General features: G+C 70.2%; 10 protein-coding genes. 5 read left to right on the top strand and 5 right to left on the bottom strand.

Annotated elements, in window-relative coordinates:
- Positions 1 to 486: hypothetical protein (locus VNO22_12910; GenBank protein ID HXG62275.1), on the top strand; the 486-nt coding region annotated here is incomplete at its 5' end.
- Between the two features lie 3 nt (positions 487 to 489).
- On the opposite strand, the gene VNO22_12915 is transcribed toward VNO22_12910, so the two are convergent.
- Positions 490 to 1,017, bottom strand: coding sequence for an RNA polymerase sigma factor (locus tag VNO22_12915; GenBank protein HXG62276.1), 528 nt, complete (start codon positions 1,015 to 1,017; stop codon positions 490 to 492).
- Positions 1,007 to 3,340, bottom strand: a complete 2,334-nt coding sequence (locus tag VNO22_12920) for a serine/threonine-protein kinase (protein ID HXG62277.1) — start codon at positions 3,338 to 3,340, stop codon at positions 1,007 to 1,009. Before VNO22_12920 ends, VNO22_12915 begins: the two co-directional genes overlap by 11 nt.
- An 81-nt stretch (positions 3,341 to 3,421) precedes the next feature.
- On the opposite strand from VNO22_12920, the gene VNO22_12925 reads away from it, so the two are divergent.
- The 3 genes from VNO22_12925 to VNO22_12935 all read left to right on the top strand — a co-directional run bounded on the left by VNO22_12925 (position 3,422) and on the right by VNO22_12935 (position 6,936).
- Positions 3,422 to 4,744, top strand: a complete 1,323-nt coding sequence (locus tag VNO22_12925) for a hypothetical protein (GenBank protein ID HXG62278.1) — start codon at positions 3,422 to 3,424, stop codon at positions 4,742 to 4,744.
- Positions 4,741 to 5,490: a hypothetical protein gene (locus VNO22_12930; protein ID HXG62279.1), complete on the top strand. Its 750-nt coding sequence runs from the start codon at positions 4,741 to 4,743 to the stop codon at positions 5,488 to 5,490. The genes VNO22_12925 and VNO22_12930 overlap by 4 nt, the downstream gene beginning before the upstream one ends.
- Positions 5,491 to 5,574: 84 nt before the next feature.
- Positions 5,575 to 6,936, top strand: coding sequence for a hypothetical protein (locus VNO22_12935; protein ID HXG62280.1), 1,362 nt, complete (start codon positions 5,575 to 5,577; stop codon positions 6,934 to 6,936).
- 6 nt (positions 6,937 to 6,942) lie between these two features.
- Here the strand turns inward: VNO22_12935 and VNO22_12940 are convergent, their stop codons facing one another.
- Complete coding sequence (locus tag VNO22_12940) at positions 6,943 to 9,198, bottom strand: serine/threonine-protein kinase (protein HXG62281.1); 2,256 nt, start codon at positions 9,196 to 9,198, stop codon at positions 6,943 to 6,945.
- Between the two features lie 328 nt (positions 9,199 to 9,526).
- On the opposite strand from VNO22_12940, the gene VNO22_12945 reads away from it, so the two are divergent.
- Positions 9,527 to 9,883: a CBS domain-containing protein gene (locus tag VNO22_12945; protein ID HXG62282.1), complete on the top strand. Its 357-nt coding sequence runs from the start codon at positions 9,527 to 9,529 to the stop codon at positions 9,881 to 9,883.
- 5 nt (positions 9,884 to 9,888) lie between these two features.
- On the opposite strand, the gene VNO22_12950 is transcribed toward VNO22_12945, so the two are convergent.
- Positions 9,889 to 10,353 carry a CBS domain-containing protein gene (locus VNO22_12950; protein HXG62283.1) on the bottom strand — a complete coding sequence of 155 codons (465 nt, stop codon included), beginning with the start codon at positions 10,351 to 10,353 and terminating at the stop codon, positions 9,889 to 9,891.
- Between the two features lie 106 nt (positions 10,354 to 10,459).
- Positions 10,460 to 11,138 (bottom strand): phosphosulfolactate synthase (locus VNO22_12955; GenBank protein HXG62284.1); only part of this gene is annotated, 679 nt, incomplete at its 5' end.

An 11,138-nucleotide genomic window follows, 5' to 3' on the forward strand; every position in this document is an offset into this window, starting at 1 on the left:
CGTCTTCGCGAAGAACGGGACCGGCTGGCGCTCCTGGCGGATCCGCGGCCCTGGAGGCCCGTTTTCGACGGGACCTCCCTGGCGTGCTTCATGGGCGCGGATCCGGCGTGCTGGAGACTCGAAAACGGCGTTCTCCGGAACGTGGTTCCGGGGCCGGGAGCCCTTCAGACAACCCGGGAATTCGAGGATGGGGACGTGCGCGTGCGCTTCTGCGTCGAAGGGCCCATGAAGTACCTCGCGTTCCGCATCCGGCTCGGGACCGATCCCGGCTACGCGGTGTGGTGGGACCGAGGCGGACTCGAGGGGCTGGCGGGGGCCGAACGCGAACTGATCTTCCGCTGCCGGGGGGACGACGTGCGCGCCTTTCTGGACGGACGCCCGGTGCCGGTCGAGGTCTCCCGTCCGAGGCGGCGCGGGACGCTCCATTTCGGGGGCGTCGGCGGGACGCTCCGAATCCTCGCGATCGACTGGCGCGAGCCGGAATGAACGTTATCCGGGCTCGTCCTTGACCCAGACGGTATCGACCACGCCTCCCAGCTCCTGGCGCAGGAGCGCCCGGGCCCGGAACGCCCGGACCCGCGCGGTGCCTTCGGTGACCCCGGTGATCTCGGCGATCTCCGGGTAGTCCATTCCGTCCACGTAGCGCAGGACGAAGGCCTCCCGCAGGGGCGTCGGCAGACGGCCGACCGAGAGTTCGAGACGCTCGGCCATCTCGTGGCGGATCACGCTCGAAAGCACGCCCCGGCTCCGGGCCGGCTGGGCCTCGAGCACGCCGGGACCGGCGGGAGCGGCGTGCCGTGCTTTGTCCCGCAGGTGCTTGCGACAGAGGTTGAGCGCGATCCCATACAGCCAGGTCGAAAACTTCGACTGGTTGCGGAATCGCGCCACGTCGCGGAACGCGGTGGCTACGGCTTCCTGGACGATGTCCTCGCCGTCGCGGCCCACCATCATGGCGACGAACCGCCCCAGCGCCTCGCGGTGCGGGGCCACCTGGGCTTCGAATTCCTCAGCGTTCATGGCGGCGCAAGAGCTCCTCGAACGCGGGCCGGTGACGCAGGTCTCCAAGCCCTTCCTCCTGCCGGATCTCTTCCGGCGTGGCGCCCCAACGCAGGGCCTGCTCGACGTGCACGAGGGCGCGGGTCTCGTCCGCCCGCCAGAGGCGCGCGAGCCGCAGATGGTTGCGGCGCAGAAGCGCGGCGCGCTCCGGTTCGGGCAGATCCCGGCCTTCGATCGTCTGGGCGGTCGCGCGGGCCGCCTCCGTGCGGCCCAGATGCTCCTGAAGATCCGCCGCCGCCTCCAGGAGCGCCTCCCGCGATCCGACCGCTCTCAGGAAGGCGGCCAGAAGGGGATGATGGGCGGTCGCCTGTTCCAGGAACGGCGCCACGCGCCGCGAAAGGGTCGCGAGGTCGCGCTCGGCGGCTTCCCACCGCGACTCGAAGGCGTGCAGCACCGCCCGCAAAAAGAGCGCCGCGGGATAATGGTCGTGCCGGAGCCGGTCGTCCAGGATCTGGCGCATTTCGTCGGCGTACATCTTCTCCAGGTCGAACGCCGGATCCTCTTCGGAGTAGAGTTTCTCCACGTCGGGGTTGTCGATCACTTCGAGCCAGCGGAGGTACGCCTGATGGATCGAGATCTCGAGGTTCTTGGGATCCATCCGGTGGGCCTCCTTGAGTTCGTCCAGCGCCAGGTCCACGCGTCCGGCGCGCAGGTAGAGGAGCGAGCTCAGGAGGAACGTTTCCGCGGCGCTGGGGGCGCGCCGGCTGAGGAGGTTGGCCAGCTCGCGGGCGCCGGCGGCGTCGCCGGCCAGGTCGGCCGCCAGCGCGCGCAGGGGAAGGAGGAAAAGCTCGTCCTCCCGGGCCAGGTCGCGGCGCAGGCCTTCGAGGAGCGTCCGGGACGTTTCGGAGGCCGGGTCGGGGAAGGCGTCCCAGAGGTCGATGTGGGCGCGCACGAGAAGGACGTGGGCGGAGAGGGCGCCGTTGTCGACGGCGCTGCGGAGCTTCTGGCGCGCCGCGTCCTGTTTGCCTTCGAGGTGCCGCGCGAGGGCGGCCATGAGGAACGCCTCGCTGCCTTTGAGGTCGCGCGGCTGGGGGATCGAGAGGCGGAAGAGGACGGGCGAGACGAAGCGCTGGAGCCCGCGCGCGGAGGCCAGCTCGAAGATCGCGCGCTCATAGCCCTTCAGATAGTCGAGGGCGCGGCTGTACTGGCCGCGGTCGATGAAATGCTGGGCGATGATGCGGCAGAGCTGGGGGTCGTCCCGGAAGCGGTTGAGCTCGGCGCTCAGGACGTCGTGTCGGCGCGACAGGAGCGCGCGAAGCTCGGCGGCCGGGTCGGGAGGGGGAGGGACCGGCGGGGGCACCGGCGGGGGGGACGCCGCGGGCCAGGAGGCCCAGACGACGAGGCCGGCCAGGAGCAGCGCCGCGCCGGCCGCGGCGGCGCGGAGCGCGCGGCGGGGGAATTTCAGGATGACGGTGGCGGTCGCCGTCTCGTCGGGGGCCAGGCGGCCGGTGGCGGGTCCCGTCTCGCCGACGCCCGCCAGGCCCGCCCGGAGCGCTTCGGCCATCTCCGCGGCGCTCTGGAAACGGCGCGCGGGGTCCTTGGCCAGAGCCTTGAGGACGAGGGCGTCCACCTCGGGCGACACGCCCGGGGGCGCGGGGTCCTCCGCTTCGATTTTCCGGAGGACCGCCAGGACGGTGGCGCCCTCGAAGGGGGGCCGTCCGGTCAGCATTTCATAGAGGACCGCCCCGAGGGAGTAGACGTCCGCGCGGGCGTCCACCTCTTCCGGCGCGGCGAAGGCCTGCTCGGGGGACATGTAGCAGGGGGTGCCGATCATGGTTCCGCCCGCGGTGAGGGCGCCGCTTTCGGTGAGGGTCTTGGCCAGGCCGAAATCGAGGATGCGGACGCGCCCCTGGCGGTCGAGGAGGATGTTGGCGGGTTTGATGTCCCGGTGGATGACGCCGCGTTCGTGGGCGAACTGCAGGGCGCGGGCGACGGACCGCGCCAGGCGCAGCGCGGAAGGCGGATCCAGGCGGCCGCGCTCCGAGAGGACCTCCTTGAGGGAACGGCCCTCCACGTGCTCCATGACGATGTAGCGGAGCCGCCCTTCGGCGCCGATGTCGTAGATCTGGACGATGTTGGGATGGACGAGCTGCGCGGCGACGCGGGCCTCGCGCAGAAAGCGCTCGAGGGAGTCGGGGCTGGCGTGCTCGCCGGCCAGAAGCGTCTTGATGGCCACCGTGCGGCGCAGGTCGGGCTGGTAGGCCTTGTAGACCTCGCCCATCCCCCCCTGCCCGAGGGGGCCCAGGATCTGGTATTTCCCCAGCGTCTTGGGGATGGAGGTCATGGCCCGTTCATTATAGCCCCGCCGCGCAAGGACGCTTCAAGATCGCCGCGCCGGCGCGGCGGGGCCTTATAATTGAGAAGAGTGCCGGCCACACAGGTCTTCGAGAAGGCCGTGTTCACCGACGCCCGGTCGGTGGACGCGCGGACGAAGTGGGCGCTTCTGCTTTTCCTGCTTCTGCTCCTGACGGTGGTCTATTGGATGCTCCGGGACATCGTCTACGAAAGGCTGGTCTACGGCTTCGCTCAGCGCACGTTCAACGAGCTGGCGGGCGCGTCGCTCGAACGGATCGGGGAGGTGGAGGTCGACCGGCAGGGGGATCTCGTCTTCCGCCGCGTGGAGGCCTGGACGCACCGGCGGGGCTCCCGTCTCTTCTTCCGGGCTCGGGAACTGCGCCTGACGCTGGACGGGATGCCGCTGCGGGACCGCGACCTGCGCGTCATGCGGGTGGATCTTTTCGGCCCCGAAATCTTCGTGCGCCGCGAGGCCGACGGCGAGTGGAACCTCGAATGGGCGGTCGGGCGCAGCCCGGGGGTCGGCGCGGAACCCGTCCGCGCGCTCGAAAACGATCCCTGGAAGGACTACTTCCGGCCGGACGAGACGTTTCCGCGGAACGGGGTTTATCTTCACGACGGGACGGTGCACGTGACCTTCGCGGCGCGCTCCGGGCGGGAGGTGACCTGGAGGATCGAGGGGGTGCGCGCCCGGCTCCTCAAGGAGGAGGGCGTCGTCCGCCTGGATCCCTGCGTCGGCGACTTCTACGGGGGGCGGCTGCGCGCCTCCGCCGAGGTGCCCAAGACGTCCCCCTTCACCATCCGGCAGCTCCATGTGGACGTCCGGGACGCCGACGTCTCCGAAATGGCCCGGGGGGTTCCGTTCATCCGCCATCCCGTCCGGGGCCGCCTCAACGCCGTGGTCGCGCTGACGGTGGACCGCGAGAAGCTGCACCACACGCGGCCGATCGCGTCGGGCCGGTGCGAGATCACCGAGGGCGACCTGTGGGAACTTCCCGCCTTCTCCTCGATCATCCACGTTCTGGCCCTGAGTCCGGTCTCGGAGAAGCGCATCGACACGGCGATCCTCGAGTTCACGGTCGAAGACGATCGGATCCGCATCGACGAGATGCATTTCCTGGGGTATCCCGTAAGCCTTTTCGGAGACGGGGCGTGCAGCCTGACGGGGGACTGGATCGACGTGGTGTTCATCCCCAGGCTTGGCAAGAAGGACTGGAATAGTATACTACCGATCATCGGAGCCCCGCTCGATCTGCTTTCGAACATCTTCAAGGGCATGTTCGTGCCGGTGTCCCTGACCGGCTCGTTCGACGCCCCGAAGCTGGAGGTGGGACGGGCCTCCACGCCCCGGCCCCGGGTGCGCGCCCTGATCGAGGAGAAATCGCCGCGGTGAGCAAGGCGTCGGAAAAGACGGAGCTTTCGGCGCAGGCGCGCAAGCTCATCGAGCAGCACACGCAGGCCATCGACCGCGCCGTGGACGAGGCCTCGCGGAAGCTGTCTTCCCCCGCCTCGGTGCTCTCGGCGGCCTGCGGGATCCTCAACCTTCGGGCCCGGGATGTGGGCGCCGCGGGCGAGCACTTCAGCGTCCACGAATACCAGGGCATCGAGATCGTTGACGCGCTCGACGAGCGCCGCCTGCGCGGCCTGCGGGCGCTCCTGGCGGGGTACGTCGAGCGGTCGCGGAGGACGCTCGATCCGGCCGCCGCGGCGCTTCTGGCGGAGAAGCTTACGCCGGGGGTCAAGGAGCTGCCCCAGTACCCCGTGGGGTACATGGTGCACTACATGCTCGTGTCGGCCCTGCGGGCCTTCGAGCCGCTGGTGGAACAGGGCCACGGGTTCGAGCCGGCGGTTCTGGAGCTGGCGATGGTCCACCACCTTTTGGCGATCCTCGACCGCTACGTTCAGACCCGCGAGAAGCCCGTCGTGCGCCACTTCAGCGACGTGGCCCGCGAGTACTCCGTCGTTCACCGTCTCAAGTGTTCCTGCGGCGCGGAGAAGTACGACGTCAAGCTCCAGGCCCTTTGTCAGGGTCCCTCCGGGGAGCCGTTCGACCGTCTGGATCTGCAGTGCCAGGACTGCGGGGCCCAGCGGTCGATCACCTTCGACCTGCCTCATTTCCGGGACATGCTTCAGATCTGACCGGCCGGGAACTTTTCGGCGTTCCCGTCGTCCTATTTCTGGCGCATAGGGTATGCTTTGCGGGGCGGGACAGGAGGGTGTGCCATGAAACCGTTCGTCGCGGGTCTTCTGGCGATCCTGGGTCTGGCCGGCTGCGTCGTCCATGTGCATGAGCGGCGCCCGGCGCCGCCGCCTCCTCCTCCGCCGCCTCCCCCGCCCGCTCCCGTCGTGGTGGTTCAATGGACCCACGTGCGGTATGTCGTCTGGACGGAATACTACGGCTGTTCGGACGACGAAGTGGCGTACCTCGAGAGCTGCGGGTACGACGACGACGATCTCCTGGTGCTTTGCTTCATCGCGCGGCGGGCCCGCGTGCCGGTGCGGTACGTGGTCTACGAATACGACCGGTGCGGCCGCAGCCTCTACACCGTGGCGATGGTCTTCCGGCTGGATCCCTTCGTCTTCTATTGCGAGGAAGTGCCCCGCGGGTACGCCTGCCCGCCGCCCTACGGGCGCGCCTACGGCTACTACTGGCGGCGTCAGCCCGTCTTCCTGAGCAACGACGAGTGCCGCGCGCTCGTGCAGTTGCACATCGGCGTGCGCTACTACGGGTACACGTCGGTGGCGTATTTCCAGGAGTTCGAGCGCTGCCGCCAGAGGGGCGAGCCTCCCTTCCGCACGATCGTGGTCCGCGACCACGCGCACGCGGGCAAGGGCGGCCGGACGTGCGACGACCGGCCGGTCGTCAAGCGGGACCGCCCCTGGGAGCACCGGGATCTTCGGGAATGGGAGAGGCGCCGCCAGGAGGAGCGGGAGCGGATGAAGGAACAGTGGGCGCGGCGCCACAAGGAGGAAGAAGAGCGCATCCGCCGCGAGGCCGAAGCGCAGGAGCGCCGCCGGGCGGCCGAGGAGGCGCGCCGGAAGGCCGAGGAGCTCCGCCGTCAGCGCGAGGAGGAAGATCGCCGGGGCGGCGGTCCCGCGGCGGATCGTGGCCCCCGGCGGCCGGACGACGTCCCCGGAGAGAAGGATGCCCACCGCCCTCCGGGCCAGGAAGGACGGGGGCCCGGCGGACCGGACCGGGAGGAAGGTCCGAGAAAGCCCCCGGGTCCGCCCGCCGGAGGGAAGGACGGCGCGGGGCCGGGCAAGAAGGACAACGCGGGCCCCAAGGCGGAGCACGAAGGTTCGGATCGGGGCGAAGGGCCCAAGAAGCCCGCGGATCCTCCCGCCGCATCGGGCGGGAAGGACGGCCCCCGGGAGTCGGGAGGTCCGCCCGCCGCCAAGCCGGGCGGTCCGCCCCCCAAGCCTGCGGAGCCGCGGCGGGAAACCCCGCCCGCTCCTCCCCCGTCGCCCAGGCCGCCCGAGCGGGAAAAGGCTCCTTCGCCGCCTTCCAAGCCCGCGGAGAAGAAGGATTCGGGCGGCGACTCGAAGAAAGAAGAAAAGAAGGACGACAAGAAAGACAAGAAGTAAAGGCGATCAGCGCTCCGCCGTGAGCGCCCGGATGCGCTCCCGCAGGAATTCCCGGTGGGAACCGGGGGCGTCCGCCCAGCGGCGGTAGATCGCCAGGGCGGCGGCGACCTGGCCGCGGCGCTCCAGCTCCTCCGCCCGCGCCAAGTCCCGGCAGTATTCCAGGCCCCGTTCGAGCGCGGGGCGGCGCTCGGGCGGGGCGATCCGCAGGAGTTCGATGTAGAGCGCGACCGCGCCGGCCCAGTCGCGCTCCGCCAGGCGGCTCTTCAACGCGGCCTCCAGCTCCAGCGCCCGAGCCTCGGTCCGAAGGCGTTCCGCCTCCCGAAACTCGCGGGAATCCCGCCCGCGGCAGCGCGCGGCGAGTTCCAGGGCGGCGTCGTAATCGCCCAGGCCCAGGGCCAGCTCGTACGCGGGCCCGAACTCGTCGGTCCGCGGCGGCCGGGATCCTTCCCGCAGGCGGGTGCCTCCCGCCAGGGCCAGGTAGGCCGCCGCCGCCAGGGCCGCCAGCAGGCCGGCGCGCGCCAGGAAGGAAGTTCGCCGCGGCGCGGCCGATGGTTCCGCGCCGCGCTCCCCCTCGGAGCCGGCTCCGGCGGGCGGCTGGAGCCGCGCGCGGATCGCCCGCACTTCCTCGAGGAACGCCTCGGGCGTCGGGTATCGATCCTCCGGCCGCTTGGCCAGACAGCGCTCGATCAGCCGCCGCAGCTCCTCCGGCAGGTCCCCGCCCGCGCGTTTGAGCGGCGGCGGCGCCGCGTGGACATGCTGGTAGATCACGCTCGTGAAGGATCCTTCCCAGCGGAACGGCGGCCGCCCCGCCGCCAGCTCGTAGAGCACCACGCCCAGCGAATAAAGGTCGCTGCGGATGTCCACCCGCTGTCCGATCCCCTGCTCGGGGGCCAGGTACTCGGACGTCCCCGCGATGAGGTGGGAATCCGTCCGGGGGACGCGAAGGCTCTTGGCCAGGCCGAAGTCGGCGACCTTCACGTGCCCGTCCCGCGTCAGCAGGATGTTCGACGGCTTGATGTCCCGATGCACGATCTTGTACTTCCAGGCCGCGCGCAGCGCGCCGCCCACGCCTTCCGCGACATGCAGGATTTCATCCACCGTGAACCGGCGTCCCTTCTGAAGCAGGCCGGCGAGGTCTTCCCCTTCCACGAGCTCCATGGCGTAAAAAAGCCGCCCCTTCCAGGTGCCCGTGCCGAAGACCTGCACGACCGCCGGGTCGTTCACCTGAGCCAGAAGCTCGGCTTCGCGCCGGAAGCGCTGAACGAAATCCGGATTCGTCGTGAAAACGCCCCGGATCACCTTGATGGCCACCTCGCGTCCGAGCGACTTCTGGCGTCCCCGGTAGAGGGTTCCCATTCCCCCTTCGCCGAGGATCTGGTCCTCGAAGATCTCGAAATCCCCCGCGTCGGCGGCGTCCGGAGAGGTCGCCGGAAGGGGCGTGCGGGTGGCCTGCCGGACGGCTTCGATGTCGGCCAGGAAATCGTCCGGTCCCGCGTAGCGGTCTTCCCGGGCCTTGGACAGGCAGCGCAGGATCACCCGCTCGAGGTCGCGGGGGATCGAGGATCCGAGATCCCGCGGCGACGCCGGCTGCACGTAGAGGAGCTGGTAGACGAGCGAGGTGGGGGAATCATACCCTTCAAACGGCGGCTTGCCGGTCGCCAGCTCGTAGAGCACCACGCCGAGCGAGTAAAGGTCCGAACGGAGGTCCGGCGGCTCGCCCGTCACGCGCTCCGGGGCGAGGTAGCGCCACAGGCCGGCCAGGAGGGGCGAGTCCACGGGAAGGTTGAGCCCCCGCGTGAGGCCGAAGTCGAGCACCTTGACGCTTCCGTCGTGCGCCAGAAGGATGTGGGACGGCCGGATGGCTCCGTGGACCAGCCCGCACCGCGAAGCCGCCCGGAGCGCCTTGCCCACCCCTTCGGCCACGTGGAGGATCTCCTCGGTGGTGAAGCGGTGGCCCTCCCGGAGGTAGGAGGCCAGGCTCTGGCCCTCCACGGGCTCCATGGCCCAGAAGAGACGCCCCTTCCAGGCGCCGGCGCCCAGGACCTGCGCCACCGAGGGATCGCGAAGCCGTCCGGCGGACTCCGCCTCGCGGCGCAGGCGCCCCGTCGCCTCGGGATCGGCGGCGATCTCGCGGCGCAGGAGCTTGATCAGGACATCGCGTCCCGCGGACCGCTGGCGACCGCGACAGAGGATGCCGGTGTCCCCCTGGCCGAGGATCTGATCTTCGAGGATCTCGTAATCGTCGACTTCTTCGGTCCGCATGGACGTTCAGCGTCCGCGGCGCGGATGGGATTCCCCCTCGCTCCGCCGGCCTCCCGCCGGCGCCGGGCGCTCCGCATCAAGCGCAGGCGCTTTCGTCATGTTAGGTCCGCACGCTTCCAAGTCAAGGCGGAAATCGGCCGCTCCGCATAACACTTCGGGAGGCGGGACGTCTATGAAATGCGGCGGGTCCGGCCGCCGGTTCCCGGACGGCGAACCCGACGGATGGGGACGCTCTATCTCCGGCCCGGCCGGCGGCCGCCGGGACGCGAGGAAAGGAGGCGCGAGGGGGAAAGGGAATCCAAGACGGCCGTTCACAGGAGGACGGGCCATGATCCGACTGAGGGACCTCATGCGGCGGAACGTCGAATGGGCGGAACCCCGCGACCTCCTCCGGGACGCGGCGCGAAAAATGGAGTCCGCCAACCTCGCGCTTCTGCCGGTCTGCGAGAACCGGCGGCTGGTCGGCGTTCTGCGCCAGGAAGACGTCGAGACGTTCCGCCGGCGGAACGAATCCCGCATGGCCTCCACTCCGGTCCGCGTGCTCATGAGGACCGACGTCATCTGCGGCAACGAGTCGCAGGACATGCGCGAGGTCGTCCGCCTCATGCGGGAAAAAGAGATCCGCATCCTGCCCGTGCTCGACGGCGTGCGCCGGCTCGTGGGCATCTATTCGTTCGGGATCTGACGCCTTCATGACCGCGGAGACGTTCCTTCCGCGGCGCGCCGCCGCAAAGGGAGCCGATGCTGGCGGCGCACGATCTGGGACACGGCGTCCATGTCCCGGCACAGCTCGTGGAAGATGTCGTCGAGCGTCACCAGACCCCGCAGCCGCCCCTGGCGGTCCACGACGGGAAGGCGGCGGACGCCCCAGGTGCGCATGACCTCGAGCGCCTTGTCGAATCCCTCGTCCTCCCGGATCGTCTGGATGGGGCGCGTCATGAATTCCGAAATGCGCGCCTCCGAAGGCGGGCCGTCCTTCCACGTCCCCAGCGCCCGCAGGGCCAGATCCCGGTCCGTGACGATTCCCACCGGGCGCTCGTGGAAAACGACGACGACGCACCCCACGTTGTAGTACTCCATCAGGCCCACGACGTCGCGCACGGAGTCGTCGGCCCGGGCGGTGATCACTTCGCGGCTGGCGTACGACAGAATCATAAGCGCCTCGTGCGAACCCTGAAGGACGGGGGTTCCCCGGCCCTTCGCCGTTCGTGATTCCCGGCCGGGTTCTCCCTGGGCATGGAGCCGGGGCCCGTCCGGGGCGTTACGGCGGGGCGCCGCGCAGGCCCGCGCGGCGCGGGCGCCCGGCCGGAACGCCTTCGGCCCTCCCGCGGCGCTCGGGTTTGTACGTGCGCACTCGGCCCCAGAGATTCTGGGGGCCCCAGAGACCCGCCCGCAGCGACTCGAGGAGCAGAATCTGGCTGTGGTCCACGAACAGGTTCACCTCCGGCCCGTAGTTCTTGACGTACCCCCCGAACGCCGCCGGGTCGGCCGCCTCGAACATGACGCGATCCAGGCCCAGCGCGGCGGCGATCCGGGCCGCCACGTCCGGGCGCGGGACACGGACGCTCTCCGTGATGCCTTCGGACTCCACCATGACCAGCCGGGCCCCGGCGTCCAGGTACCGGCGCGCCAGGCGGATCGCCTGCTCCACGTCCCGCGTTCCCTGCGCCTCGAGCTCGGCCGCGGAGGACGCGCCGCCGGCGCCGAACTGGATGCCCACCTCGGGCTTCACCTCGAGCCCTTCTTCCGCCACCCGCTCGGCCAGCCGCACGAGATCGTCTTCCGGAACGGAAAGGAATCCGCTCGAGACTTCCACGATGTCGAATCCCAGATCCGCGCACTCGCCCAGATAGCGGTCCACCGCCACCTCCCCGCGGGTGAGGACGAACTCGATGAACCCCCCCGTGGAGACCTTCACGCGATGCCGGTGCGCCAGATCG

The organism is Planctomycetota bacterium (genome assembly GCA_035574235.1).
Lineage (GTDB): Bacteria > Planctomycetota > MHYJ01 > MHYJ01 > JACPRB01 > DATLZA01.